Source organism: Microbacterium sp. B35-30 (assembly GCF_010634855.1).
Lineage (GTDB): Bacteria > Actinomycetota > Actinomycetes > Actinomycetales > Microbacteriaceae > Microbacterium.
In genome coordinates, this window is sequence record NZ_MWLQ01000004.1 from 1 (window position 1) to 24,426 (window position 24,426).

Here is a 24,426-nt window from a genome sequence, read left to right on the forward strand (position 1 = left end):
TCGTCTCGCTCGTCCCTCGCTCGCTCAACGACCGAGGTCCTGGTCGGCGGCGGACGCGGTCAGCGCCGGGCGCGGAGGTACTGCTTCGGCCAGTAGTCGATGTCGGCGCCGAGTTCCGTGGCGGCGCGCAGCGCATAGTGCGGGTCGCGCAGCCATTCGCGGCCGGCCATGACGGCGTCGGCGGCGTCCTCGGCGAGCACGCGCTCGGCGTGGGCGGCGTCGTCGATCATGCCGACGGCGTTCACCGGCACGCCGGCTTCGCGTCGCACCCGGGCGGCGAGGTCGACCTGGTAGCCCGGGCCGGTGGTGAGCTGCTGGTGGGCGACGAGGCCGCCGCTGGAGATGTCGAAGAAGTCGGCGCCCCGCTCGGCGGCCCAGCCCGCGACGGTGGCGGTCTCGTCGGCACCCCACCCGCCGTCTGCCCAGTCGGTGGCGGAGAACCGCACGATCACCGGAACGCCGGGAGCGGCATCCGTCACCGCATCCAGCACCCGCAGCACGAGCCGCGCGCGGTTCTCGAGCGAGCCGCCGTACTCGTCGTCGCGGAGGTTCGACAGGGGCGAGAGGAACTGGTGCAGCAGGTAGCCGTGTGCGGCGTGCAGTTCGAGCACCTGGAAACCCGCGGCCACAGCTCGCAGAGCGGCCGCCGCGAAGGCGGCGACCACGCGGTCGATGCCCGCGAGGTCGAGGGCGACCGGCTCGGCGAAGCCGTCGAAGGCGATCGCTGACGGAGCCACGGTGTTCCAACCGCCGTCCGCGGCAGCGACAGTCCCGCGCCGGTCCGAAAATGGCGGCCAGGTCGACGCCTTGCGGCCGGCGTGGGCGAGCTGCACGCCGGCCACGGCGCCGCGCCGGCGGATCGCGGCGACGATCGGCGCCCACGCGTCGCGCTGCTCGTCGTTCCACAGTCCGGTGTCGTCGGGGGAGATCCGGCCCTCCGGCGACACCGCCGTCGCCTCGGCCACGATCAGCCCTGCGCCGCCCGACGCGAACTGCGCGAGATGGGTGTGGTGCCACTCCTGCGGCACGCCCTCGATCGCGCTGTACTGGCACATCGGCGAGACCCACAGACGGTTGCGCACCGTCACGTCGCGCAGGCTGAGGGGGGTGAACAGGCGGCTCATGGGGGGTCTCCAGCTGGAATCGGGTGCGCGGTACTGTGACCACATGGTCAGGACGTGGACGCGGGCGGATAGCTCTCACGCCCTGCGCAGGCCTACGGCCGACGACGACAAGTATTCCCGAGGCGTGCTGGGGATGCGAACGGGCTCTCAGTCGTATCCGGGCGCAGCGGTGCTCGGCGTCGAGGCCGCGTGGCGCACCGGAATCGGCATGGTGCGGTATCTCGGCCCCGATCGTCCGCGCGATCTGGTGCTCGCCCGCCGGCCCGAGACCGTGACGGCGGACGGCCGTGTGCAGGCGTGGGTGATCGGTTCGGGAACAGATGCCGCGGCCCGGCCCCCCGGCGAAGCGGATGCGCTGCGGTCCCTGCTGTCCGACACCGACCCCGTCGTGGTCGACGCGGGCGCGCTGGATCTTGCCGCCGAGGCGACCGCGCCGCGCATCCTCACGCCGCACGACCGCGAGCACGCACGGCTGCGATCGGCCCTCGGGCTCGGGCACGCGCCCGCGGATCGCGCCGCTGCGGCGCGCGAGACGGCCGAAGCCACGGGTGCGGTCGTGCTGCTCAAGGGCGCGGTGACGGTCGTGGTCGCCCCCGACGGCTGGACGGCGACCATCGAGTCGGGCACGCCCTGGCTCGCAACGGCGGGCACGGGCGACGTCCTCGCCGGGGTCATCGGCGCGCTGGTCGCCGGGGCTGTCGCGCGCGGAGAATCGACGGATGCCGCGTCTCTCGCCGCGCTCGCCGCCTCCGGTGCCTGGCTGCACGGCCGAGCGGGGGCCGTCGCCGCCACGGGCGCGAGCATCGCGCGCGCGCCGAGCTCGCCGCCGTTCGGCGACGGCCCCATCACGGCGCTGGACGTCGCCGAGGCATTGCCGCGCGCCGTCGCCGAGACGCTCGCGCACTGAGCCGCCCGGCCACAGCGCGGAATCCCAGGGTCTGCGCCACGCGCCCGGGTCGCGGCATCCGGAATCGCGTGCCGCGTCCCATCAGAGTCGGTGTGCCGTGGGAGTGACGGGCGGAATGGGGTCGCGTCCCTAGGATGGTGGGGTGTCTCGGCGGGCGGTGGTGTGGATCGCGTTCGCCCTCGTGCACGCCGTGGTGATCTGGCTCGGCTTCGCGGGCGAGCACGCCGCCTCGTGGGACGTCGGCCAGCTGTACCGGTGGTGGGCGGGACGCGCGCTCACGGGCGAGGCGGTTCTCGGCATCACCGAGGACTGGATCTACCCGGCACTCGCGCTCGTGCCGATCGTCACGGTCGGCGCGCTGTACCCCCTGCTCGACTACACGCTCGGCTGGGGCCTGCTCGTCGCCGCCATAGACGCCGCCGCGTTCGCGGTGCTCGTCGGTCGGGGGCGCTCTCGCGGACGGGTGCTCGCCGCGTGGTTCTGGCTCGCCGCGATCCTGGCACTCGGCGGTGTGGGCATGTTCCGCCTCGACGCCGTGACCGTGCCGCTCGCCGTTGCGGGCTCGCTCTGGCTTGTGGGTCGTCCGTGGCTCGGATCGGCGCTGCTGGCGGTGGCGACCTGGATCAAAGTATGGCCGGCGGCCCTCCTGGTGGCTGCGGTGATCGCCGTACGCCGGCGGCTCGTGATCGTCGGCGGCGCGGCGATCGTGTCAGCCGTCGTCGCTGTCGCGGTCGTCATCGCCGGCGGCGGCGCCCACCTGCTCAGCTTCGTCGGCGACCAGACCTCCCGCGGACTTCAGATCGAGGCGCCCGTCAGCACGGTGTACATGCTGCTGGCAGCCGCCGGACTGCCGGGCGCGGCGGTCGTGTACGACGAGGATCTGATCACGTTCCAGGTGGCCGGCCCCGGCACGGAAGCGGTGATCGCGGTGATGACACCGCTGCTCATCGCCGGGATGCTGGCGATCGCCGCCGTCGGAGCCGTCAAGGCCTGGCTCGGAGCCACGTTCGTCGCGCTGTTCCCCCCGCTCGCCGCCGCGCTCGTGCTCGGCTTCATCGTGCTCAACAAGGTCGGCTCGCCCCAGTACATGACCTGGCTGATCGCCCCCGTCGTGGTGGGTCTCGTCCTCGATCGGCGGCGCTGGCTGCGCCCGGCGGTCCTCACGGTCGTGATCCTCGCGCTCACGCAGCTGATCTTCCCGTTCTGGTACGACGCCATCCTCGTGCTGCTGCCCGGTGCGGTCGCCCTCCTCGTCGTCCGCAACCTGCTCCTCGTCGGGCTGTTCGTCTGGGTCGTGGTGCGTCTCGCGCGCGTCGGCGTGCACCGGGCGGCGCGATCGCGCGTGCCAGAGTAGACGTCGGTGGCGGCATCCGTCGGCGCCCTGAAAGCTCCTCGAACCGGAGGTTCGCCATGCTCGTCGCCTTCTCCGTCGCACCCAGCGGACAACCACAGGGTGGGACCGGCAACGCCGACGGCTCGGTGCACGACGCCGTGGCCGCCGCGGTGCGGGTGGTCCGCGACAGCGGTCTGCCGCACCGCACGACGTCGATGTTCACCGAGATCGAGGGGGAGTGGGACGAGGTCTTCGACGTCGTCAAGCGCGCCACCGACGCGGTGGCGCCCTACGGCTCGCGGGTGTCGCTCGTGCTCAAGGCCGACATCCGTCTCGGGTACTCCGGCGAGCTCGACGGCAAGATCGAGCGTCTCGAGGCGGCCGTGGACCGGCAGAAGGCCGAAGGCGGGCTCGGCTGACCGCCGGCAGCGCCACGCAATACCGGTGACGTCCCGTTCCGAATCGATTCGACAGTGGGCGATGCCGCCGCTAACGTGACGGGGTGCCCTCCTCGAATCTGACGACTCCCTCGCTGTCGAAGAAGGCGGCGATGTGGGCGCTCCTCTCCCTCGCCGTCGGCAGCTTCGGCATCGGAATGACGGAGTTCGTCGTCATGGGGCTGCTGCCGAACATCGCGGAGGACCTGCTGCCGTCGCTGTGGGCGACGCGCTCCGAAGACGCGATCGCGCAGGCCGGCTGGCTCATCTCGCTGTACGCGCTCGGGGTCGTGGTCGGTGCGCCGACGATCGCCGGTGCGGTGGCGAAGTATCCGCGTCATCGCGTCATGATCGGGCTCGCGCTGGCGCTCACGGTGTTCAACGCGCTGACCTTCCTCGCCCCGACGTTCGAATGGGTCGCGGCGTCCCGGTTCCTCGCCGGACTGCCGCACGGCGCGTACTTCGGCATCGGCGCGCTCGTCGCCGCGGAGGTGCTCGGCCCCGGCATGCGGGCGAAGGGCGTGGCGTTCGTGCTGACCGGCCTCACCGTCGCCAACGTGGTGGGGGTCCCGCTCGGCACCTACCTCGGACAGCAGGTCGGCTGGCGCGCCGCGTTCATGGTGGTCGCGGCGATCTTCGCCGCGGCGACGATCCTCATCGCGTTCTTCGTGCCGGAGCACCCCGGCGACCCGAGCCGCACCATGCGCGCCGAGCTCAAGGTCTTCCGGATCGGGCAGGTGTGGCTCGCGCTGGGTGTCGGAGCGATCGGCTTCGGAGGCTTCTTCGCGGTCTACAGCTACGTCGCCCCGCTGGTGACCGAGGTCGCGGGCTCGCCCGAATGGGTGGTGCCCATCGTGCTGGTGGTCATGGGCCTCGGGATGACCGTCGGAAACCTCGTCGGCGGACACCTGGCCGACGTCGACCTCAAGCGCACCCTCGTCGGCGGCCTGATCGGGCTCGCCGTCGTGCTGGCCCTCCTGGCCCTGACGGCGCAGTGGATCTGGGCCCTCGCGTTCTTCGTCTTCGCCACCGGTTTCGTCGCGTCGGCGCTCAGCCCCACGATCCAGACCCGTCTGATGGACGTCGCGCAGGACAACCAGTCGATCGCGGCGGCGCTCAACCACTCCGCGCTCAACATCGGCAACAGCCTGGGCGCGTTCCTCGGCGGCGTCGTGATCGCGGCGGGCTGGGGCTTCATCGCGCCCGCGTGGGTCGGTGTGGCGCTCGCCGGCGCCGGTCTCGTGCTCGCCGTGGCGAGCATCGCAGCCGAGCGGCGTCGCGCCCTCGTCGCGGTCTGATCGCCGCGCGCCGGCCGGACGCCAGCGCGGCGAGAGTGCTGGGTAGAGTGAGCGGATGCCGCAGCCGACGCCCGCCGACCGCGCGCTGCAGGCGCTGAACGACTCGATCGGCGGCGCCCGCACGCGTCGTCCCGAGGACGCGACCGACCCCGCGATCCCCGTCGCCGCGACGGTGGTCCTGCTCCGCGACAGCAGCCACGGTCTCGAGGTGCTCATGATCGAGCGGCCCGACCGCGGGTCTTTCGCCGGAGCGTGGGTGTTTCCGGGCGGCAAGCTCGAGGTCGACGACCGCGGCGCCGCCGAAGAACCGGAAGAGTCGACCGCGCGAGCGGCGGCTGTGCGCGAGACGCACGAAGAGACCGGCCTCGCCGTCGACCCGGAAGCGCTCGTGACGCTGTCGTGCTGGGACCCGCCGCCGGGACTGGCGCTGCGGATCCGCACCTGGTTCTTCGTCGCCCCGGTCGCGACAGGCGTGCTCGCGCTGTCGCCTCACGAGGCGGTCGCTTCCGAGTGGGTGCGGCCGACCGACGCTCTCGCACGGCACGGCCGCGGTGAGTTCACGCTGTACCCGCCGACGTGGGTGACGCTGCACGGCCTGGCCGGTCACGCCGACACGGCTTCCGTGCTCGGTGCCGCGCGGCTGGGCGGCGTCCAGCGCTTCGAGACGGTCGCGCACCGCGGCGGCGACGGACCCGTGCTGCTGTGGCAGGGCGACGACGAATGGGATCCGGATGCCGCAGCCGCGGCATCCGGATCCCGTCATCGCCTCGAGATCGGCGCCCTTCCGTGGCGCTACGAGCGCACGGACGGAGCCGGCCTCACGCGCCGATGATGTCCGCGACCCGGACGAGGTCGGCGAACGTGAACGCTCCGGGCGCGGCGCCCCGGGTCGGGATGAACGAGACGTTCAGCATCGAGAGCGCGTCGCGGCGCAGCAGGGTGACGAACGTGTCGGCAACGATCTTCGCCCCGAGCGGTCCCAGATGCTCGCCACCCGTGGTGACCATCGCCTCGCGCAGCACGTAGTACCAGAGCGGCGTCTTCTCGAGGAGAAGGCCGTTCTGCTGCTGCAGTACCGCGATCTCGTCGGCAGGAAGCCCGTCGGTGAGCTGGGCCGTGGTGAGCACCGGCACCCCGAGAGCCGCCGCCGTGGCCTGTCCGCTGGGCAGACCCAGCACGAGGCCGCGCAGCAGGTTGCGCGTCGCGAGGATGCTCATGAGCGCGTTGGTGCCGCTGCCGTCGAGGTCCTCGAGCGCGCTGGCGAGCACACTGTCGATCTTGCGCGCGCTGTTGAACACGGGAACGCTGAACCCGGTCTCGAAGAACGCGTTGAAGTCGACGACCCAGTTCGAGCGGACCGGCAGGTGCGGTTCGTGGATGAACGCGAAGACGTCCGACATCGGCTTGTTGCGCAGCTCGAAGTTCAGCCAGTACTCGTCGCGGATCATGCTGTGCCCGAACCGGTACGCGGCGACCGAGAACTCCACGGGCATCTGGAACCCGCTGTTCGCCTTCGCCTTGACGTTCGCCAGGGCGTCGTCGACGGCCGCCTGACCGCAGATGCGCGGCAGGAAGTCGTGCAGCACGGCCCACTGATAGTGCAGCGTCGCCTCCCGCTTCGCCTCTACGAAGATGTCGCCGGTGAACCCGTCAGCGATCAGCGCGTCGACGATCGCGTTGTGGAAGCGCAGCATCGCGTGGTGCAGCTGCGACACGATGAGGTTCTCGTTGTTGCGCGGGTCGCCGATGATCGCCGTGAGCGCCGAGGTGCGCGGCACGTCGAAGTCGGTGTGCGCGATGATGCCGTTGCCACCCGACGCGCCGCCTGCGCCGCCCGGGCCGCTGGGCAGATTCGTGCCGAGCAGCATCCGGAACGCGGATGCCGGTTCTCCCGGCGCGGGCGCGGCGTAGAGGAACGCGTCGACCGCGGGGCCTCTGCCGTACACGCTGTCGAGATCGAGCATCGGCGAGCGCATGTTGTTGATGACGGTCGCGTCGACGAGCGCCGGCGCGTCCAGCGCCGATGACACGTCGAGGGTGATGTCGTGATCGACGAACTGCCCGACGTAGGTGTAGCCCGACGGCGTGGCCGAGTCGGCCGCGGTCTCGCGACCGCTGTTCGCCATGAGGTCGCCGAGCTGAGCGAGCAGGGCGCGCGTCGCGTCGTCCAGTGGCAGCCGGCTGGCGGCGCGCACCTTCGCCTTCGTCATGTACCCGAACTTGTCGGCCGCCGACGAGAACACCTCGTGCGCGGGGAAGTACCCGAGCGAGAACTTCGCGCCGTGGAACCTCCCATGCTCCGGTCGTACCGCCTCCAGCGAGGAGCGAATGTCGACGGGAAGTCGCGGCGCCTGCCGTTTCTCTCCCGGCGACCTCTCGCGGGTTCGGTTCAGGCCCAGCTGCTCTCGCAGGAAGGGCTGCGCGGCGAACGCGTCTTCGGGTGTCTCGGCACCCGATCTGGTATCAGTGCTCATGATTCCCTCCTTGGGACATTGCCCAGTGGGAGGATCGCGCCCCGGATGCTGATACCGCCGCTGCGGAATTCAGGACTCGAGCAGGCGCCGCAGGTGCGCGCCCACGGCGTGCGTCTCGATCAGGAAGCCGTCGTGGCCGAAGTCGCTGGAGAGCACGACGGCGCGATCGCCGTCGAGCGTGTGACGGATGCCCCGCGCGATCCGGTGCTGCCCGTCGATGGGGAACAGCCGGTCGCTGTCGATGCCGAGCACGAGCGTCGTCGCCGTCACGCGGGCGAGGGCGTCTTCGACGCCGCCACGGTCGCGGCCGACGTCGTGCGAGTTCATCGCTTCGACGAGCGTGATGTACGAGTTCGCGTCGAAGCGGCGCGTGAACTTGTTGCCGTGGAAGTCCAAGTACGACTCCACGGCGAAGCGACCGCCGTGGCCGAGCGGGCTCACGCCGGACTGCCAGCTGCGCTGGAACCGCTGGTTGAGCTCTGTGGGGGAGCGGTAGTTCAGCAGAGCCATGCGGCGGGCGAGTGCCAGACCGCGGTTCGGGCCGTCGCCGTCGCCCGCGTCGTAGTACTCGCCGTTCTGGAAGCGGGGGTCGATCCGGATGGCCTCGAGCTGCACCGAGTTGAGCGCGACCTGGTCGGCGGTGTTGACCGGAGGCGACGACAGGATGCCGACACGCGCCACGCGATCCGGATCCGAGACCCCCCACTCGAGCGCGTGCATGCCGCCCATGGACCCGCCCACGACGGCAGCCCAGACGTCGATGCCGAGCGCGTCGGCCAGACGCCGCTGGGCCGAGACCTGGTCGCGGATCGTGAGATAGGGGAAACGCGAGGCCCACTCGTACCCGTCGGGACCGATGGATGCCGGACCCGTCGATCCCTGGCATCCGCCGAGCATGTTCGGGGCGACGACGAACCAGCGATCCGTGTCGATGGGGGCGCCCGGGCCGACGATGTCGTCCCACCAGCCCGACGTCGGATGCCCCGCTCCCGCCGGCCCGCGAAGGTGGCTGTCGCCGGTGAGTGCGTGGAGCACGAGCACGGCGTTGTCACGCGCGGCGTTGAGCTCGCCCCACGTCTCGTACGCGAGTCGATATGCGGGAAGCTCGCGACCGCCCTCGGTGCGGAACGAGCCGAACGCGGCGAAATGCCGCTCGCCGACCGGATCGCCGTCGCGCCAGGCGCCGGTAGCCGGCGGCCGGCCGAGCAGCAGCCGGGCATCGGCCTCCGTCACGGGTGCGCTCGGCACCGTGTCTTCGGAGGTCTGCCAGTCCATTCGTCCATTCTCGCCTGCCGGTGTGGCGGCACGCGGTCTGTTACGGGTGCGCGCAGTGTGGACATCGACCGTGCACCCGAGCATGCCAGAATGCGCGCATGTCCAGCGCTGAGCCCTTCATGCCCGCCCACGAGCCTCGGGCGCCGCTTCCCCCGCAGGAGCACGACATCGACCACGACGTCGACGTCGTCTTCGATCCGGCTGAGCCTGGGGCCGGTGGCGGCGAGCCGGCGCAGCCGTGGCACACCGACGCCGCGGCGCCGCCGCTGCCCCGTCCGGTGCCGGGCGAGCACCTCACCGCCGAGCAGCTGGCCGCCGACTTCGCGTCCGACCAGACGGAATGACGAATGCCGTGTCCCGACGCACGGCGTCGGGACACGGCATCCGCTCACCCGAGGAGGAGGGCTGTCAGGCGCGAGCGGCCTCCGACACGCGCCGGGCCGCCGCGAGCGCCTGCGCGAGGTCGGCCTTGAGGTCGTCGATGTTCTCGAGGCCGACCGAGAGGCGCACGAGGCCCGGCGTGACACCGGTCGTGAGCTGCTGCTCGGGCGTGAGCTGCGAGTGCGTCGTCGACGCGGGGTGGATCACGAGCGAGCGGACATCGCCGATGTTGGCCAGGTGGCTGAAGAGCGACAGCGAGTTGACGAACTCGCGTCCCGCCTCGACACCGCCCTTGAGCTCGAACGACAGCACCGCGCCGACGCCCTTGGGCGCGTAGTTGTTCGCGGCGGCGTACCACGGCGAGGTCGGCAGGCCGGAGTAGTTGACCGACGCGACATCCGAGTGGTTCTCGAGCCACTCCGCGATCTCCTGCGCGTTCTGCACGTGGCGCTCGACGCGCAGCGACAGCGTCTCGATGCCCTGGATGAGCAGCCACGCGCTGTTCGGCGAGATCGCGGCACCGAGGTCGCGCAGCAGCTGGACGCGCGCCTTGATGATGTAGGCGAGGCCGTCGCCGACCGCCGCAGTGTACGACGCGCCGTGGTACGACGGGTCGGGAACCGTGAGGCCGGGGAACTTCTCGACGTTCTTCGACCACTCGAACGTGCCGCCGTCGACGATCACGCCGCCGATGGTGGTGCCGTGGCCGCCGAGGAACTTCGTCGCGGAGTGGACGATGATGTCGGCGCCGTGCTCGAACGGCTTGATGAGGTACGGGGTGGCGATCGTGTTGTCGACGATGAGCGGCACGCCGTTCACGTGCGCGACGTCGGCGACGGCGCGGATGTCGAGCACGTTGATCTTCGGGTTGCCGATGGTCTCGGCGAAGAAGAGCTTGGTGTTCGGCCGGACGGCGCGGCTCCACTCCTCGGGGTCGTCCTGGTTCTCGACGAATGTCGTCTCGATGCCGAGCTTCGCCAGCGTGTACTTGAAGAGGTTGTACGTGCCGCCGTAGATCGAGCTCGACGACACGATGTGATCGCCGGACTCCGCGATGTTGAGGACGGCGGAGGTGGCGGCGGCCTGGCCGCTCGCAAGGAGCAGCGCACCGGTGCCGCCTTCGAGTGCGGCGAGGCGCTCCTCGACGACGGCCTGCGTCGGGTTCTGGATGCGCGTGTAGATGTTGCCGAACTCCGCGAGCGCGAAGAGGTTCGCCGCGTGATCGGCGTTGTCGAAGACGTACGACGTCGTCTGGTAGATCGGGGTCGCGCGAGCCTTCGTCACCGGGTCGGGCTGGGCGCCCGAGTGGATCTGCTTGGTCTCGAAACGCCAGTTCTCGGGTGCGGACATGGCTTGCTCCTGCGGGTTCGGATGCCGGGAGCAGACGCCCCCAGCCGCGTTCGACAGTACGGACCGTGCCGCGTTGTCAACAACACCCGGGAAATGTGACGTAACGCGCCCTCGCACGTCGCGCAGCGCGCCCCCGCCCGTCGCCCCTTCGTTGACTTGTCTCAGATGTACGCCCCGCCCGGCGTGTCGTGCGCATCTGTGACAAGTGAGCGAGTGGGTGACCGGCACGCGGGTGGGTAGCGTGGAGGCATGGCGAACAGACGCGCAGTGGTGACCGGGGCGAGCTCGGGGATCGGCGAGGCGGCGGTGCGCGCGCTGCGCGACACCGGGTGGGACGTGGTCGGGGTCGCGCGACGCGCCGACCGGCTCGCCGCGCTCGAGGCCGAGACCGGCGCCGTGGCCTTCGCGGCCGATCTCACGGCGGACGCCGACGTCGAGGCGCTCACCGGCTTCCTCGCCGAGACCGGCCCGGTCCACGCGCTCGTCCACATCGCGGGCGGCGCACGCGGTACGGATCGCGTCGAGGACGGCCGCGTCGAGGACTGGCAGTGGATGTTCGAGGTGAACGTCCTCTCTGCCCAGCGTCTCGTCTCGGCGCTGCTGCCGCAGCTGCGGCGGGCCGCGGCATCCGACGGCCACGCCGACACCCTCTTCGTGACCTCGACCGCCGCGCAGACGGCGTACGCCGGCGGCGCCGGCTACAACGCGGCGAAGGCGGGGGAGGCGATGCTCGCGCACGCACTGCGCCTCGAGCTCAACGGCGAGCCGATCCGCGTCATGGAGGTCGCGCCCGGCATGGTGCACACGCCGGAGTTCACGCTGAACCGGCTCGGCGGCGACAGTGCGGCCGCGGAGCGCGTGTACGACGGCGTGGAGAATCCCCTGACGGCGGGCGACGTGGCCGACGTCATCGCCTTCGCGCTGAACGCGCCCGGCCACGTCAACCTCGACCTCGTCACGATGCGGCCCGTCGCGCAGTCGGCCCAGTTCCTGCTGGCGCGCGGTCCGCTCCGTTCGCGCAGCACGGAGGAGCTCTGATGCCCACCGGCACGGCGCGCGTCCGCAGCACCGGGCTCGGCACGATGACGGCGACCCGGGCTCGGGTGTGATGGCCCTGACGCTGCCCGAGCTCGCCGATGCCGGCCTGATCGACCCGGACTGGTCGACGGCACTCGAACCCGTCGGTCCTGACATCGCCGCCCTCGGCGACCGGCTGCGTGCCGAGGTCGCCGAGGGGCGCCCGTACCTGCCGGCCGGCGACCGGGTGCTGCGGGCGTTCCAGCGCCCGCTGCCGGAGGTCAAGGTCCTCATCGTCGGACAGGACCCGTACCCGACCCCGGGGCATCCCATCGGACTCTCGTTCGCCGTCGACGCCGACGTGCGGCCGCTGCCGCGGAGCCTCGCCAACATCTACCGGGAGCTCGAGACCGACCTGGGCATCCCGCGCGCGGCCCACGGCGACCTGTCGGTGTGGAGCGACCAGGGCGTCATGCTGCTGAACCGCGTGCTGACCGTGGCGCCCGGGGTGCCGGCGTCTCATCGTGGGTGGGGGTGGGAGAAGGTGACCGAGCACGCCATCCGCACGCTCGTTGCGCGTGGCCGGCCGCTCGTGGCGATCCTGTGGGGGCGGGATGCCGCAAATCTGCGGCCGCTCCTCGGCACGACGCCGATCATCGAGTCGGCGCACCCGTCGCCGCTGTCGGCCAGCCGGGGATTCTTCGGATCACGGCCGTTCTCGCGCGCCAACGAGCTGCTCGCGGAGCAGGGCGCCCCGCCCGTCGACTGGCGGCTGCCCGACTAGGGTGCGACGCACACAACCCAGGAGGAGTGCATGCTCGAGGAGGAATACGAGAAGGATCGGCGCCGGCTTCCGCGCCATCTGCAGCGGCAGCCCGAGCCCGAGCGCCCCTTCACGTTCACGATCCGGCCCGTCGAAGACCGTGACATGCCCGACATCCGTGAGATCTACAACTACTACGTCACCAACTCGGTGGTGACGTTCGACGAAGAGATCTGGTCGGTCGGCCAGTGGCGCAAGAAGCGGGACGGCCTTGCCGCGCAGGGACTGCCGTTCCTCGTGGCAGAGTCGCCGTCCGGTCAGATCCTCGGGTATGCGCTGGTGCAGCCGATGTCGAGCAAGTCGGCCTACCGGTTCTCGGTCGAGAACTCGATCTACCTGGGGCAGGCGGCCACCGGCAAAGGCCTCGGCAAAGCCCTGCTGGAGGCGCTCATCGAGGCGAGCGAGGCGGTCGGCATCCGTCAGATGGTCGCGGTGATCAGCGACAAAGGCGCCGAGGGCTCCATTGCACTCCACGAGAAGCTCGGGTTCGTCGAGGTCGGGCGGATGGGTCGTGTCGGGTTCAAGTTCGGGCGGTGGCTCGGAACGATCTACATGCAGAAGGCTCTCAAACCGGTCAAGAAGAAGGGCGTCTTCACCCGCTGAGAGTCAGCGACCGGCGCGTCCGGATCCAGAGGACCCGCCCTGGCGGTTCCAGTCGCGCACCGCGTCGACCAGCTCGCGCCACGCGCCGACGACTGCGTCGTCGGGCAGTTCCGCCTCGTGGGGATCCGCCCCCGACCACGTCGCGCGGATGAACCACACGAAGCCGTCGGGCATCGGCGCGCGCGGCGGCGCGGGCGGCGCTGACGGCGTGCCCTCGGAGGAGGCCGGTGCGTCGGCTGTGCTCCGAGGTGGATCCGTCGCCGGCGCGGCCTGATCCTCCGCGGCGGCGCCGTCCGCCTCGGCGCCGACGGGGGAGGGCGCCTCGCTCCAGGGGCAGCGGTCGATGAGCGAGATCCACTCGGATGCCTCGGACTCCGGCGGCTGCGCCGACCACCGGCGTGTGATGCCGGCGATGCCCCCGGTCCGCGCGACATCGACCTCGACGGCGGGCGTCGGGTCGGTCGCGCGGGGCGGGTCAGGGCTGGGTAACTGTGTCATCCGGGATCACGCCGACGCACGCCCACCCGGCGCGGACGGCGTCGACCTCCTCCGAGTTCTCACCGTACTCCGCGGCCGCCGCCGTCAGGGTGGCGCGGGCGAACGTCGTGAAGTCCGCCGTGGACGGCAGCGTGCCGGCCGTCAGCGTGCGGTACCAGACCAGGCCGGCACGCTCCCACGCGCGGCCGCCCAGCGCGGTGGCCGTGAGGTAGAACGCGTGGTTCGGGATGCCGGAGTTGATGTGCACGCCGCCGTTGTCGTCGCGCGTCTGGACGAAGTCGCGCATGTGCGCCGGCTGCGGATCCTTGCCGAGCACGTCGTCGTCGTACGCCGTGCCGGGCGCGGCGAGGGATCGCAGCGCGCGCCCCTGCACGGCATCCGTGAAGATGCCCTCGCCGATGAGCCAGCTCGCCGCGTCTGCGGTCTGCCCATCGCGGTGCTGCTCGGCGAGGGCGCCGAACACGTCGGCGATCGACTCGTTGAGAGCGCCCGACTGCCCGCGGTACAGCAGCCCGCCCTCGTCCTCGACGACGCCGTGGGCGAGCTCGTGGGCGATGACACTGAGCGACCCGGTGAAACCCCGGAACACCTCGCCGTCGCCGTCGCCGAACACCATGCGCTCGCCGTTCCAGAACGCGTTGTCGTAGTCGCGGCCGTAGTGCACGGTGGCCAGGAGCGAGCTGCCCGACCCGTCGATGCTGTCGCGGGCGAAAGCGTCCCACCAGAGGTCGTAGGTGGCTCCGAGCCCGTCGAACGCCTGGTCGACGGCAGCGTCGCCGGTCGCCGGATCGTCTTCGCCGCGCACCCGCACGCCGGGCACGACCTCGCGCTGCTGCGCGTCGGAGATCTCACGGTCGGGAGCAGGCGTGGTCTCGGCGACGAGCGTGCCCGGCTCCTGGATCGACAGGCGCAGCCGCGACCGCACCGGGCGGTAGTCGCGGGGAGCGGCGAGGGTCGTGCGCGCCGCCTCGGCGGCGCGCGCCCAGCCCTCTTCCTGCGCGGCGGCGATACGGGCGAGCAGGTACGGCGGAACGATTCCGGGGGCCATGCTCCGAACCTATCGGCGACCGCCGACGCACACCGTGAAGGGGAGGTCTCCGCGTGCCGCCGCGTGCGGAAAGCTACCCTTTCGCGGTTCCGGCGTCGATGACGGGGATGGATGCCAGCAGCCGGCGGGTGTACGCCACCTGGGGCTGCAGCAGCACCTTCTCGGTCGGTCCCTCCTCGACGATGCGGCCGTCCTTCATGACGACGACCTCGTCGCACAGGTTCTGCACGACGCCGATGTCGTGCGAGACCAGGAGCAGTGTGAGCCCGTCGCGCCGGCGCAGTTCGCCCAGCAGGTCGAGGATCTGCGCGCGCACCGTGACGTCGAGCGCCGACAGCGGCTCGTCGCCCACGAGCAGGCGGGGGCGGTGCACGATCGCGCGCGCGAGCGCGACGCGCTGCCGCTGACCGCCCGAGAACTCGTGGGGGAAGCGGTCGGCCATCCCCGCCTCGAGTCCGACGTCCTCCAGCACTTCGCGCACGCGGGCGCGCCGGTCGCCCTCGATCCCCAGGGCCCACAGCGGCTCGCCGACGATGCGCCCGACGTTCATGCGGGGGTCGAGTGAGGCGTAGGGATCCTGGAACACGATCCCCGTCTGCCGGCGCAGCCAGTGCAGCGACCGCGCCGAGGCGCTCGCGTCCACCGGGCGTCCGTCGAACTCGACCGTCCCGGCCGAGGGCGTGTCGAGACCGAGCAGCAGGCGCACAAGGGTGGACTTGCCCGAGCCCGATTCGCCGATCAGCCCCACCGACGAGCCCTCCCGGACGTCGATGTCGGCATCCTCCAGCCCCGTCGTGAAGGCGCGTCTGCCGAACAGCTGCGTCTTGGGGGCGGGGTAGCGGCGCGTCAGCGCGCGGCCGCGGATCAGCACCGTCATGCTGTGCCCTCCGTGGTCTCGCCCCGGGCCACCGGCTCGTCGGCGCGGCCATCCGGGCGCCACAGCGTGGCGGTCGCGTCGCGCAGCAGCTCCTGCGTGACGACGGATGCCGGTGCCGAGAGCAGCTGCGCCACCGGCGCCTGCTCGACCACGCGTCCGTGCTCGAGCACCACGCCGTGCGTGGCGATCTGCGACAGCACGGCGAGGTCGTGCGTGATGAAGACGAGGGACATGCCGTCGTCGCGTGCGAGCGACAGCAGGAGGTCGAGGATCTCGGCCTGGATGGTGACGTCGAGCGCCGTCGTCGGCTCGTCGGCGATGAGCAGCCGGGGGCGGCAGGCGAGGGCCATCGCGATCGCGACGCGCTGCCGCTGGCCGCCCGACAGCTGATGCGGGTAGCGGGCCACGAGGCGGTCGGGGTCGGGCAGGGAGACACGGGATGCCTCGGCGACGGCGCGGGCGGCGGCATCCCGTTTCGACAGGCCCTGGTGGATGCGGATCGACTCGGCGATCTGACGGCCGACGGTGCGGATGGGGTTGAGCGCCGTGCGCGGCTCCTGAAAGACGATGCCGATCTCGTCGCCGCGGAGCTGTGCGAGCTCGGCATCGGCGAGGCCGAGGATCTCGCGGCCGTTCCAGCGCACGCTGCCTCCGGCCGTGGCCCCGTCGGGGAGCAGTCCCAAGACGGCCAGAGCTGTCAGCGACTTGCCCGACCCCGACTCGCCGATGAGGCCGACCCTCGCGCCGTCGGGCACCTCGAAGGAGACGCCGTCGACGACACGGCGCCCGCCGATGTCGATCGTGAGGTCGTGCACCTCGAGGCTCATGACACCACCTCGGGGATGTGCAGGCGTGCGCGGCGCGTGGCGAAGGGGCTGCGCGAGAGCGTCGGGTCGGTCGCCTCGCGGAGCCCGTCGCCGAGCAGGTTGAGGCCGAGGACGGTGAGCGTGATGGCGAGACCTGGCCAGACCACCGACAGCGGGTGCACCGCGATGAACTGCTGCAGCTGCGCCAGCAGCAGTCCCCAGGACGGCTCGGTCACCGGCGCGCCGAAGCCCAGGTACGACAGCCCCGCCTCGGCGAGCACGGCGACCGCCATGCCCCACGACAGCTGGACGATGAACACGGGGGCGACGTTGGGGAGAAGGTGCCGCCAGAGATTCTGCGTCGGGGTGAGACCCGATGCCCGGCCCGCGAGCACGAAGTCGCTCTGAAGCACCCGTCGAAGCTCCGGCCGGGTCACCCGCGCGATGTTCACGCCGAAGCCGATGCCCACCGCCCAGATCACCACCCAGAGCGACCCGCCCCACACCGCCGAGATCATCATCGCGATGATGAGCACCGGGAAGGCGATGAGGATGTCGACGAACACCGCCACCGACTCGCGCACCCACCGCACGGTCAGGGCGCCGAGCGCGGCGAGGGAGATGCCGATCGCCGTCGCGACGATGCCGGCGCCGACCGCGACCAGCACCGTGGTGCGGGCACCGGCCATCAGCAGGCTCAGGATGTCGCGGCCCGATCCGTCGGTGCCGAGGAGGTGCGGCCAGCCCGGCGGTTCCCAGCGGTTCGAGATCTCCACCTGCTGCGGATCGAACGGCGTCCAGAACCGGGCGACCACGGCGGTGAGGACGACCACCGCGACGACGATGAGGCCGAACCGGCCCGTCGAGAGCGCCCAGAGGCGCCCGAGCCACGCCCAGCGCGACCGACGCCGCGATGGGGGCGGCGCCGGGGCCGCGGCATCCGTGCTCCCTCCCTGTCCCGAATCCCTCACTGCATGTCCCGAAATCGATCGTTCCGCATCACCGGGAGCGACCGAAACTGGGACATGGTCCTCGTGATCACCGGTCCCTGAGCTTGTCGAAGGGCTCACGACGCCTCCCGCTGACGCGGGTCGATCACGCGGTGCAGCAGGTCGACGACGAAGCCGACGATCAGCACGAACCCGGTGAGCGCGAGCAGCTCGCCCTGCACCTTCGGCAGGTCGCGGGCGGCGACGTCGGCGACCAGCATGCGGCCGATGCCGGGGAGCGAGAACAGCTGCTCGATGACGACGGCGCCCACGATGATCCCGGCGACCTGCAGCCCGAGCACGGTGATCACCGAGAGGCCGACCACGGGCAGGCCGTGGCGGATGAGGGCCCGGTCGCGGGTGAGCCCCTTCGCCGCGGCGGTGCGCACGAAGTCCTGCCCGACCGCCTGCAGCGTCGCGCTGCGCACGAACCGCAGCAGCATCGCACCCTCGACGATGCCGATCGTGAGCGCCGGCAGGATCAGGGAGCGCAGCGCCGCCCACGGATCGTTCCAGCCGGCGCGGGGAAAGCCCTGTGCGGGCAGCCACCCGAGCCAGACGGCGAACACCACGACCAGCATCATGCCGGCCCAGACGACGGGGACGGCGGCCAGCGCCTGCGCGCCGACGCTGAGCGCCGTGCCGTCGGCGCGTCCGCGGCGCATCGCCGAGAGCACCCCGAGCGGCACGCTGATCACGACAGCGATCAGGAGCGACAGGATGCCGAGGGGCACCGTCACCTCCGCCTTCTGGGCGAGCTCGTCGACGACGCTGGTGCCGGTGAGGAGCGACGTTCCGAGGTCTCCCCGGAACAGGCCGCCGATCCAGTCCAGGTACTGCGCCGGAAGCGGCCGGTCAAGGCCCAGCCGCTCCCGGATCGCGTCCTGCTGCTCGGCGCTGGAGCCGACGCCCGCGATGAGCGACGCGATGTCACCGGGGAGCACGCGGAGGGTGACGAAGATCAGCACGCTGGCGACGAGAAGCCCGAGCAGGAGCAGGGCGAGTCGGGTCAGCGTGTACCGGATCACCCGTTGCTCTTGGCGATCTCGACGATGTTGAGGCGCTCGTTCACGTTGATCGAGGGCATACCGGTGATGTTAGTGCCGACGGCGATCACGGACGCGCCGTTGTACAGCCAGTCGGCGGCGTGGTCCTCGGCGACGAGGCGGCCCGCCTGCTGCAGCAGGTCGGCGGCCTCCGCCTCGTCGGTGGCCGCGAGCGACTGGGCGTACAGCTCCTGCACCTCGGGGTTGTCGTAGGTGAAGTAGTAGTCCGGGTCGGCCCAGTTCTCGAAGTCGCGGGCCTCGGTGTGGAGCACGAAGCTCAGCTCGTAGTCCTTGTTCGTGTAGACGTCGGTGAGCCAGGTCGTGAAGTCGACGGAGTTCACGTCGAGCGTGATGCCGACCTCGTCGAGGTCCGACACCAGGATCTGCGGAATGGTCGTCGAGTAGAAGCTCGGGATCGTGAGCGTGAGCTCGAGGTCCTCGACGTCCGCCTCGGCGAGCAGCTCCCTGGCGGCCTCGGGATCGTAGGGGGCGACATCCGACAGGTCCTCGTAGCCGGGGTCCAGCTCGGGGATCGGCCCGTACTGGGTCTGTCCCGACGCCAGCGCCTCGATGATGGCGTCGTGGTCGATCGCCTGGCGGATGGCCTGTCGCACGCGCTTGTCGGCGAGTGGGCCGGAGGTCTGGTTGAACGCCAGCGTGCCCTTGTCGGTGGACTGGCCGAGTTCGAGCGCGAAGTCGCCGTTCGCCTCGACCTGCTCCTGCAGGTTCGCGTCGAATCCGGTGAGCACGTCGATCTCGCCCCCCAGCGCCGCGTTGAGGGCCGCCTGGTTGTCGGGGATGTAGTCGAACACCACCTCGGCGGCGGCCGCCGCGTCGCCCCAGTAGGCGTCGTTGCGGGTGAACGTGATGCTGTCGCCCTGGCGCCAGTTCGCGAGGACGAACGGGCCGGTGCCGTTTGCCTTGGTCTTGTAGTCGACGGTGTCGCCCTCCTTGAGGACGATGCCGGCGCGACCGGTGAGGTTCCACAGCAGTGTCGAGTCCGGTGCGCTCAGCGTGAGGCTGACGTCCTGCCCTTCGGCCGCGATCGAGGTCACGTTCGCGAGCCGCGCCGAGTCGCGCCATCCGGGGGTGTCGCGGCGGGTGGTGAGCGACCAGACGACATCCTGCGGCGTCAGCGGCTGCCCGTCGTGGAAGGTGACGCCCTCACGCAGCGTGAAAGTGTAGGTCAGGCCGTCGGGCGAGACGGTCCAGTCACTCGCGAGCGCGGGCACGATGTCCTGCTCGGGGGTGCGGGCGACGAGTCCCTGGTAGATGTTGTCGACCAGGATCTGATCCAGCGCCGAGCCCGCCGTCTCGCGGATGTCGAGGTTTCCGGGCTCCAGCACCAGCCGGATCGCGACCGACGCATCGGGGTCGGGCTCGCCCGTCGACGTGGGCGCGGTCTCGCCGCCGCCGCCGGCGCAGGCGGTGAGGGCGAGGAGGCCGGCGGCCAGGAACGCGGCGGTGGCGAGAGTGGTGCGGCGGAGCATGAGGTCCTTTCGGGAGGGTCCCGGTGCTGTGCGGCGACTGCTGGTGTGCGGTGACGGCGCCGATCGGGGCGGCAACGTGCGGGTAACAGCCTAGGGATATCGCAGGGTGAGGCGGCAACCCGCTTCCCGCAACGCAACAGAAGCGTTAGAGCTTCCCGCAGGCCGTGCAGCGGCTCCTGCGTCCCCGGTCGTTGAGCGAGCGAGGAACGACCGAGACGAAACGCCTGCACCCGGCGCAGACCGTCAGTCGTTCGGGGCGTTTCGTCTCGGTCGCCGGCGCTCCCTCGCTCAACGACCGGAGAGAGACGGCCCCGGTCAGTTCACGCCGGCCAGCGTCCGCAGGCGCCCGCCGAGCTCGAGGGGGATCTCCTCCTGCACGTTGTGGCCCGACGGGACGGTGACGACGGATGCCTCGGGCACGCGTCGCAGGAACTCCGCGGCATCCACTTCCGTCACGTAGCCGCGGTCGCCGCGGATGAGCGTCGTCCGCGCCGCGACGGTGGCGAGATCCTCCCAGCCGGCCTCGCCGAGCACCGACGCGACGGCATCCTGCCGAGGCACGGGAGAGGCCGATGCGGCATTCGCGAGGTGCGCGAAGTGGTGCTTCCACTCGACGCGCCCGTCGGGGCGTACACGGGAGTTGAAGTACACACCGCGCTCGGCCTTGCGTCGGGTGCCGCCGCCGAGTCCGAACGACAGCGCGCGGTCGACGAGCTCGTCGCGCGACGCCCAGTCGACCGGTCCGGCGAAGAAGTCGCGGATCTGGGTCGGGCCCGCGTTCGGGTCGACGCCCGGCGTGATGTCGATGACGACCAGCTCGCGGACGAGATCCGGACGGGATGCCGCCACCGCGGCGGCGGTCAGCCCTCCGAGCGACTGACCGACGAGCAGCTGCGGCGCGTCGGTCCACGCCGCGATGCCGTCGGCCACATCCGGGGCGAGCACGCGCGCGACATAGGCGGCGTCGTCGCGCCACGACGAGTCGCCGTGACCAGGCAGGTCGATCGCGAGCGCGGGCAGCCCGAGCGCGAGGATCGTCGTGTCCCAGGTGTGCGCGTTGAGGCCGGCGCCGTGGAGGAAGGTCACGACGGGTGCGGCGTCCGGTGCGTCGGCGGGGGAGTAGCGCAGGGCGCTGAGCCGGCGGCCGCTCGCGAGGGGGAGGGTGAGGCGCTCGCCGCGGGGAGGGGGAGCGTCGATGCCGGCCTCGGCCGCCTGCTCGGAAAGGAACGAGAACTCGTCGATGGGGTCGCTCACCCGCTCATCATGCCGCACCGGGAAGGTGTTCGACCCGGTGCCGCCTGCCCGTCGGTAGTCTGGCGTCATGACGGCAGAACACCGCGTGCACCTCTCGCGAGCGGCGCGACCCGCCTACCAGGCGCTCTCCGCGTTCTCGAAGACCGTGGGCGGCATCGCCGCCGAGAACGGCATCGACGACCGGCTCAAGGAGCTCGTGCAGATCCACGCCTCGCAGCTCAACGGCTGCGCCTACTGCGTGCGCGTGCACGTCGAGCGTGCCGGCGCCGCCGGGATCACGGCAGACGACATCGCGCAGCTCCCGGTGTGGCGCGAGTCCGGTGTGTTCTCCGACCGGGAGCGGGCGGGGCTGGAGCTCGCCGAGGCCTACGTGTACATCCACGAGGAGGGCATCCCCGACGAGGTCTACGACAGCGTCGGCGGCGTGCTGAGCGAGAAGGAGTACGTCGCGCTCAGCTGGATCCTCGTGTCGATCAACGCGTTCAACCGCATCGCGATCGCGGGCCGCTACAGCACTCCGCCGCGCGACGACCTCGTCGGCGAAGACAAGGACGCCGCCGCGGGCGCCGCGTGGTGACAGAGCCCGCACCGGCGCCGGGCGACGCTCTGCCGCCGGATCCGTTCGTCTCCGGCGCGATGAACCTCCGCGACGTGGGTGGCCTGCGCGCGGGGTCCGGGTCGACGCGTCACGGTGTGCTGTTCCGGTCGGGCAACCTCGCTCGGCTGGATGCCGACGGCACCCGTGCGCTCGCGGAGCTGCGGCTGCGCCGCATCATCGACCTCCGGGCCGACGACGAGGTCGCGCGCGAGCCCAGCCGCATCTCCGGGCTCGACGTCGTCACCCAGCGCGTGCCCCTCTTCCTCGGCTCGGTCGAGTCGTTCTTCCGCGACGACCTCAGCCTCGATGAGATGTACCGGCGCCTCGTCGACGACTCGTCGGCGGGTGTGGTCGCGGTCGTGCGCGGCATCCTCGCCGATCAGCCGGTGCTCGTGCACTGCACCGTCGGCAAGGACCGCACCGGCGTGACGATCGCGCTGACGCTCGCCGCGGCCGGCGTCGACGCCGAGGCCGTCGTCGGGGACTACGCGCGCACCGAGGGGCTGCTCCCGCCGCGGCGCAATCGCCGCATCGTCGAGATGCTGCGAACGATGCATCCCGAGGCGGTGCACCTCGAGGACCTCGCGACGCGTTCCCCGGCACCGGTCATGCGCGCGCTGCTCGACGATGTGACCCACCGCTACGGCTCGGCCGAGGAGTACCTGCGCGCCCACGGCCTGGCCGACGACGAGATCGTGGAGCTCCGCCGCGTGCTGCTGAAGCCCGGCGCCTGAGCTGCGGCATCCGTCGCCGTGTGTCGCGGTGTATCAGGAACGGTGTATCAGTGAGGTAAGGCAACCCTTCATAGTGGGTATACTGGAGGAGCCATGCCCCACACCACTCAGACTCAGGCCGTCGCGCACAACGCGTCGGCGTGCCGCGCGTCGCGTCATACGCGCGTGCAGCACCTGATCACCGCTGACGAGTCCTCGCTGGCCGAGCTCGAAGCCGTGCTGGCGACCCTGCCGATCTGCTCGACGGGCCGGGTCTTCATCGAGATCCCGGATGACTCGTGGCAAGCGGATATCACCGCGCCGAGCCGCATGGTCGTGACGTGGCTCGATCGCTCGCAGCGCTCCGGCGCCCCCGGCACGGGTCGTGGGTGCGGATCGGGCGAGGCGCTCGCGCGCGCCGTCACCGCCTGGGCCGACGAGATGCTCTGCGCCGAGGACGACCAGACCCGCATCCACCTGCTCGGCGGCTACCTGGGCACAGCCGACATCGTCGACCACCTCGTCGATCTCGGCATCCGTGCGGACTCGATCCACGCGCCCGAGCAGTACGGTCTGACGACCGCCCGCTGACCGCAGCGCCCCGGCGATGTGCCGCCGGCCCCCGGCGCGCGCCGTCGCGACGTGATCTTCATCCGGGCGACGTCGCTGGACGATTTCGTCAGGCGGCGCCGCGGGGCACGTAGTTGCCGTCGGCCAGCCCGGCCTCGATCTCGAACCGGTTGCGGAGCGGGTTGCGGCCCGCCAGCAGGTACAGCAGCGGCATCAGCAGCCCGTAGCGCTGCCATTGACGCTTGTGCACGGCCTCGTGGCGCAGCAGTGCATCGCTGGGGCGGCCGTCGCCGGTGAGGAAGCATCCGCCGACGCATGAGCCGCCCCGCGGGAACGTCCACCGTGGCATCCCACGGAACACCCACAGCCCCTCGCGCTTCTCGATGGGGCCGGTGCTCCAGAGCGTCCCCCAGATCCACCCGACCGCACACCCGTACCAGTAGCCGACGCGGCTGATGGGCGAGTCCAGCAGGAACGAGGGGATGAGCTCGTCCAGGCGCCGGCCGCGGAGCACGGCGCGCTCGGCGGCAGCGTGCCAGCCCGGCGGCGGCGTGGGGATCGGACTCACGCGAGCGCTCCGATCACGCGGAGGATCGCGCCGAGGTCGTCGGTGGCCGCCGCGGCGGACGCGGGGGAGTAGCCGGCCAGGGATGCCCCCACCATGGGCACCCGGGCGCGCAGGCGTGCGATCGCCGAGGTCAGCTCGACGACGGTGACGCCGAACGGCTCGGGGTGGGCGTTGCCGGCGATCTCGGCCGGATCCAGGGCGTCGATGTCGACGTGGATGTAGACCGCGTCGGCGCCGGTGGCGAGCACCGCGTCCGCGAGGGCGTCGGGATCGCGCAGCGCCTCCACGGTCAGTGCCGTGATGCCGAACTCCTCGACGGCGGCCAGTTCGGGGTCGTCGTACGAGCGCGCCCCGCCGACGACGACCCGGTCGCCTCGGACCGCCCCGTCCAGTGAGAGCTCCGGCACACCATCGCCGATCACGGCGCGCAGCACCATGCCCGCGAACGCGCCGGACGCCGACGTGTCGGGCGAGTTGAGATCGGGGTGCGCGTCGATCCACACCACCGCGAGGCCGGGGGACCGGCGTGCCGCGTGCGCGATCGGCGCGAGGGCGATGCCGCAGTCGCCGCCGATCGTGAGGACGTGCTCTTCGGGCGCGTCGACGTCATGCGCCTCCAGCGCGTCGGCCACCAGCCCCCGCACGCGCTGCAGGGCGCTGAGGCGGTGGATGCCGGTGCCCAGAGCCTCTCCGGCCTCCATGGGCACATCCAGCACGGTGGTCGAGGATCGGGGCAGGTCTCCTGCGATCGCGTGGGCGCCGTCGATGAGCTGCATCGCACGGGAGGACGGGCTTCCCTGCCACTGCGGAACCACGAGATATCGCGTCATCCCCTCATCTTCGCGCACCGCGCCGGCCCGCGGCATTCGTGCCGCGCAGTGGCCGCACGCTGCCGGCGAACGGGCGCCGGCCCCGCGCACGGAGAAGGGCGCCGGATCCGTGCGGAC

The 24,426-nt window shown here is 71.5% G+C and carries 26 protein-coding genes; 12 read left to right on the forward strand and 14 right to left on the reverse strand.

The genetic code is table 11. From position 1 onward, the window contains the following. Positions 1 to 59: 59 nt before the first annotated feature. A complete protein-coding gene (locus B2K11_RS02155; protein ID WP_163616390.1) occupies positions 60 to 1,124 on the reverse strand; it encodes an NADH:flavin oxidoreductase/NADH oxidase in 1,065 nt (354 codons plus the stop codon). Between the two features lie 43 nt (positions 1,125 to 1,167). On the opposite strand from B2K11_RS02155, the gene B2K11_RS02160 reads away from it, so the two are divergent. The 5 genes from B2K11_RS02160 to B2K11_RS02180 all read left to right on the forward strand — a co-directional run bounded on the left by B2K11_RS02160 (position 1,168) and on the right by B2K11_RS02180 (position 5,931). Beyond that, the gene (locus tag B2K11_RS02160) at positions 1,168 to 2,031 is read left to right on the forward strand and encodes an ADP/ATP-dependent (S)-NAD(P)H-hydrate dehydratase (protein ID WP_163616392.1); all 864 of its coding nucleotides are present in this window, start codon (positions 1,168 to 1,170) and stop codon (positions 2,029 to 2,031) included. 142 nt (positions 2,032 to 2,173) lie between these two features. Then, entirely contained in the window at positions 2,174 to 3,385 is a 1,212-nt protein-coding gene (locus tag B2K11_RS02165; protein WP_163616393.1) for a glycosyltransferase 87 family protein, read from the forward strand. Between the two features lie 56 nt (positions 3,386 to 3,441). Beyond that, entirely contained in the window at positions 3,442 to 3,783 is a 342-nt protein-coding gene (locus B2K11_RS02170; RefSeq protein WP_163616395.1) for a thiamine-binding protein, read from the forward strand. 131 nt (positions 3,784 to 3,914) lie between these two features. Further along, on the forward strand, positions 3,915 to 5,099 hold the full coding sequence (locus B2K11_RS02175; protein ID WP_163616468.1) for an MFS transporter: 1,185 nt from the start codon (positions 3,915 to 3,917) through the stop codon (positions 5,097 to 5,099). A gap of 55 nt (positions 5,100 to 5,154) precedes the next feature. Then, complete coding sequence (locus B2K11_RS02180) at positions 5,155 to 5,931, forward strand: NUDIX hydrolase (RefSeq protein WP_163616396.1); 777 nt, start codon at positions 5,155 to 5,157, stop codon at positions 5,929 to 5,931. On the opposite strand, the gene B2K11_RS02185 is transcribed toward B2K11_RS02180, so the two are convergent. Together B2K11_RS02185 and B2K11_RS02190 are read right to left on the reverse strand one after the other, a co-directional pair. Further along, the gene (locus B2K11_RS02185; RefSeq protein WP_163616398.1) at positions 5,918 to 7,573 is read right to left on the reverse strand and encodes a heme peroxidase family protein; all 1,656 of its coding nucleotides are present in this window, start codon (positions 7,571 to 7,573) and stop codon (positions 5,918 to 5,920) included. The genes B2K11_RS02180 and B2K11_RS02185 overlap by 14 nt on opposite strands. A gap of 69 nt (positions 7,574 to 7,642) precedes the next feature. After that, positions 7,643 to 8,848 (reverse strand): homoserine O-acetyltransferase, encoded by a 1,206-nt coding sequence (locus B2K11_RS02190; RefSeq protein WP_163616399.1) that lies wholly within the window; start codon positions 8,846 to 8,848, stop codon positions 7,643 to 7,645. 98 nt (positions 8,849 to 8,946) lie between these two features. On the opposite strand from B2K11_RS02190, the gene B2K11_RS02195 reads away from it, so the two are divergent. Further along, a complete protein-coding gene (locus B2K11_RS02195; protein WP_163616401.1) occupies positions 8,947 to 9,192 on the forward strand; it encodes a hypothetical protein in 246 nt (81 codons plus the stop codon). 64 nt (positions 9,193 to 9,256) lie between these two features. Here B2K11_RS02195 and B2K11_RS02200 read toward each other — a convergent pair whose 3' ends face one another. Then, the gene (locus B2K11_RS02200) at positions 9,257 to 10,579 is read right to left on the reverse strand and encodes a bifunctional o-acetylhomoserine/o-acetylserine sulfhydrylase (protein WP_163616403.1); all 1,323 of its coding nucleotides are present in this window, start codon (positions 10,577 to 10,579) and stop codon (positions 9,257 to 9,259) included. Positions 10,580 to 10,828: 249 nt separating this feature from the next. Between B2K11_RS02200 and B2K11_RS02205 the strand changes: the two genes are divergently transcribed. The 3 genes from B2K11_RS02205 (at position 10,829) to B2K11_RS02215 (ending at position 13,022) form a co-directional block, all read left to right on the forward strand. Next, a complete protein-coding gene (locus B2K11_RS02205) occupies positions 10,829 to 11,617 on the forward strand; it encodes an SDR family oxidoreductase (RefSeq protein WP_204259977.1) in 789 nt (262 codons plus the stop codon). A 70-nt stretch (positions 11,618 to 11,687) separates the two neighbouring features. Next, positions 11,688 to 12,380, forward strand: a complete 693-nt coding sequence (locus tag B2K11_RS02210; RefSeq protein ID WP_163616405.1) for a uracil-DNA glycosylase — start codon at positions 11,688 to 11,690, stop codon at positions 12,378 to 12,380. 30 nt (positions 12,381 to 12,410) lie between these two features. After that, the gene (locus B2K11_RS02215; RefSeq protein ID WP_163616407.1) at positions 12,411 to 13,022 is read left to right on the forward strand and encodes a GNAT family N-acetyltransferase; all 612 of its coding nucleotides are present in this window, start codon (positions 12,411 to 12,413) and stop codon (positions 13,020 to 13,022) included. Positions 13,023 to 13,025: 3 nt separating this feature from the next. On the opposite strand, the gene B2K11_RS02220 is transcribed toward B2K11_RS02215, so the two are convergent. The 8 genes from B2K11_RS02220 to B2K11_RS02255 form a co-directional block, all read right to left on the reverse strand. Continuing rightward, a complete protein-coding gene (locus B2K11_RS02220) occupies positions 13,026 to 13,520 on the reverse strand; it encodes a hypothetical protein (protein WP_239525609.1) in 495 nt (164 codons plus the stop codon). Further along, entirely contained in the window at positions 13,498 to 14,568 is a 1,071-nt protein-coding gene (locus B2K11_RS02225) for a M4 family metallopeptidase (RefSeq protein WP_163616409.1), read from the reverse strand. The genes B2K11_RS02220 and B2K11_RS02225 overlap by 23 nt, the downstream gene beginning before the upstream one ends. A 73-nt stretch (positions 14,569 to 14,641) precedes the next feature. Next, positions 14,642 to 15,445 (reverse strand): ATP-binding cassette domain-containing protein, encoded by an 804-nt coding sequence (locus B2K11_RS02230; RefSeq protein ID WP_204259978.1) that lies wholly within the window; start codon positions 15,443 to 15,445, stop codon positions 14,642 to 14,644. Beyond that, complete coding sequence (locus tag B2K11_RS02235; protein ID WP_163616418.1) at positions 15,442 to 16,272, reverse strand: ABC transporter ATP-binding protein; 831 nt, start codon at positions 16,270 to 16,272, stop codon at positions 15,442 to 15,444. The genes B2K11_RS02230 and B2K11_RS02235 overlap by 4 nt, the downstream gene beginning before the upstream one ends. After that, positions 16,269 to 17,096 carry an ABC transporter permease gene (locus tag B2K11_RS02240; protein ID WP_163616474.1) on the reverse strand — a complete coding sequence of 276 codons (828 nt, stop codon included), beginning with the start codon at positions 17,094 to 17,096 and terminating at the stop codon, positions 16,269 to 16,271. Before B2K11_RS02240 ends, B2K11_RS02235 begins: the two co-directional genes overlap by 4 nt. Positions 17,097 to 17,317: 221 nt before the next feature. Beyond that, a complete protein-coding gene (locus B2K11_RS02245) occupies positions 17,318 to 18,268 on the reverse strand; it encodes an ABC transporter permease (RefSeq protein ID WP_163616420.1) in 951 nt (316 codons plus the stop codon). Continuing rightward, positions 18,265 to 19,776 (reverse strand): ABC transporter substrate-binding protein, encoded by a 1,512-nt coding sequence (locus B2K11_RS02250; protein ID WP_163616422.1) that lies wholly within the window; start codon positions 19,774 to 19,776, stop codon positions 18,265 to 18,267. Before B2K11_RS02250 ends, B2K11_RS02245 begins: the two co-directional genes overlap by 4 nt. Before the next feature lie 315 nt (positions 19,777 to 20,091). Next, positions 20,092 to 21,030, reverse strand: a complete 939-nt coding sequence (locus tag B2K11_RS02255) for an alpha/beta hydrolase (protein ID WP_239525611.1) — start codon at positions 21,028 to 21,030, stop codon at positions 20,092 to 20,094. Between the two features lie 67 nt (positions 21,031 to 21,097). Between B2K11_RS02255 and B2K11_RS02260 the strand changes: the two genes are divergently transcribed. From B2K11_RS02260 to B2K11_RS02270, 3 genes are all read left to right on the forward strand, one after another. Continuing rightward, on the forward strand, positions 21,098 to 21,607 hold the full coding sequence (locus B2K11_RS02260) for a carboxymuconolactone decarboxylase family protein (RefSeq protein WP_163616426.1): 510 nt from the start codon (positions 21,098 to 21,100) through the stop codon (positions 21,605 to 21,607). Continuing rightward, on the forward strand, positions 21,604 to 22,362 hold the full coding sequence (locus B2K11_RS02265; RefSeq protein WP_239525613.1) for a tyrosine-protein phosphatase: 759 nt from the start codon (positions 21,604 to 21,606) through the stop codon (positions 22,360 to 22,362). The genes B2K11_RS02260 and B2K11_RS02265 overlap by 4 nt, the downstream gene beginning before the upstream one ends. A 93-nt stretch (positions 22,363 to 22,455) precedes the next feature. Continuing rightward, positions 22,456 to 22,932 (forward strand): SIP domain-containing protein, encoded by a 477-nt coding sequence (locus tag B2K11_RS02270; RefSeq protein WP_163616428.1) that lies wholly within the window; start codon positions 22,456 to 22,458, stop codon positions 22,930 to 22,932. A gap of 88 nt (positions 22,933 to 23,020) precedes the next feature. On the opposite strand, the gene B2K11_RS02275 is transcribed toward B2K11_RS02270, so the two are convergent. Together B2K11_RS02275 and B2K11_RS02280 are read right to left on the reverse strand one after the other, a co-directional pair. Next, positions 23,021 to 23,479 (reverse strand): Fe-S oxidoreductase, encoded by a 459-nt coding sequence (locus tag B2K11_RS02275; protein ID WP_204259979.1) that lies wholly within the window; start codon positions 23,477 to 23,479, stop codon positions 23,021 to 23,023. Then, positions 23,476 to 24,309 carry an arginase family protein gene (locus tag B2K11_RS02280; RefSeq protein WP_163616430.1) on the reverse strand — a complete coding sequence of 278 codons (834 nt, stop codon included), beginning with the start codon at positions 24,307 to 24,309 and terminating at the stop codon, positions 23,476 to 23,478. The genes B2K11_RS02275 and B2K11_RS02280 overlap by 4 nt, the downstream gene beginning before the upstream one ends. Positions 24,310 to 24,426: the final 117 nt, after the last annotated feature.

Excerpts from the sequence above, each read along its gene's own strand:
- B2K11_RS02270 (WP_163616428.1), top strand. The coding sequence starts at position 22,456 with ATGCCCCACACCACTCAGACTCAGGCCGTCGCGCACAACGCGTCGGCG.
- B2K11_RS02220 (WP_239525609.1), bottom strand. The coding sequence starts at position 13,520 with ATGACACAGTTACCCAGCCCTGACCCGCCCCGCGCGACCGACCCGACG.
- B2K11_RS02250 (WP_163616422.1), bottom strand. The coding sequence starts at position 19,776 with ATGCTCCGCCGCACCACTCTCGCCACCGCCGCGTTCCTGGCCGCCGGC.
- B2K11_RS02190 (WP_163616399.1), bottom strand. The coding sequence starts at position 8,848 with ATGGACTGGCAGACCTCCGAAGACACGGTGCCGAGCGCACCCGTGACG.
- B2K11_RS02225 (WP_163616409.1), bottom strand. The coding sequence starts at position 14,568 with ATGGCCCCCGGAATCGTTCCGCCGTACCTGCTCGCCCGTATCGCCGCC.
- B2K11_RS02230 (WP_204259978.1), bottom strand. The coding sequence starts at position 15,445 with ATGACGGTGCTGATCCGCGGCCGCGCGCTGACGCGCCGCTACCCCGCC.
- B2K11_RS02210 (WP_163616405.1), top strand. The coding sequence starts at position 11,688 with ATGGCCCTGACGCTGCCCGAGCTCGCCGATGCCGGCCTGATCGACCCG.
- B2K11_RS02155 (WP_163616390.1), bottom strand. The coding sequence starts at position 1,124 with ATGAGCCGCCTGTTCACCCCCCTCAGCCTGCGCGACGTGACGGTGCGC.
- B2K11_RS02175 (WP_163616468.1), top strand. The coding sequence starts at position 3,915 with ATGTGGGCGCTCCTCTCCCTCGCCGTCGGCAGCTTCGGCATCGGAATG.
- B2K11_RS02200 (WP_163616403.1), bottom strand. The coding sequence starts at position 10,579 with ATGTCCGCACCCGAGAACTGGCGTTTCGAGACCAAGCAGATCCACTCG.
- B2K11_RS02170 (WP_163616395.1), top strand. The coding sequence starts at position 3,442 with ATGCTCGTCGCCTTCTCCGTCGCACCCAGCGGACAACCACAGGGTGGG.
- B2K11_RS02260 (WP_163616426.1), top strand. The coding sequence starts at position 21,098 with ATGACGGCAGAACACCGCGTGCACCTCTCGCGAGCGGCGCGACCCGCC.
- B2K11_RS02160 (WP_163616392.1), top strand. The coding sequence starts at position 1,168 with ATGGTCAGGACGTGGACGCGGGCGGATAGCTCTCACGCCCTGCGCAGG.
- B2K11_RS02205 (WP_204259977.1), top strand. The coding sequence starts at position 10,829 with ATGGCGAACAGACGCGCAGTGGTGACCGGGGCGAGCTCGGGGATCGGC.
- B2K11_RS02180 (WP_163616396.1), top strand. The coding sequence starts at position 5,155 with ATGCCGCAGCCGACGCCCGCCGACCGCGCGCTGCAGGCGCTGAACGAC.
- B2K11_RS02215 (WP_163616407.1), top strand. The coding sequence starts at position 12,411 with ATGCTCGAGGAGGAATACGAGAAGGATCGGCGCCGGCTTCCGCGCCAT.
- B2K11_RS02280 (WP_163616430.1), bottom strand. The coding sequence starts at position 24,309 with ATGACGCGATATCTCGTGGTTCCGCAGTGGCAGGGAAGCCCGTCCTCC.
- B2K11_RS02195 (WP_163616401.1), top strand. The coding sequence starts at position 8,947 with ATGTCCAGCGCTGAGCCCTTCATGCCCGCCCACGAGCCTCGGGCGCCG.
- B2K11_RS02185 (WP_163616398.1), bottom strand. The coding sequence starts at position 7,573 with ATGAGCACTGATACCAGATCGGGTGCCGAGACACCCGAAGACGCGTTC.
- B2K11_RS02235 (WP_163616418.1), bottom strand. The coding sequence starts at position 16,272 with ATGAGCCTCGAGGTGCACGACCTCACGATCGACATCGGCGGGCGCCGT.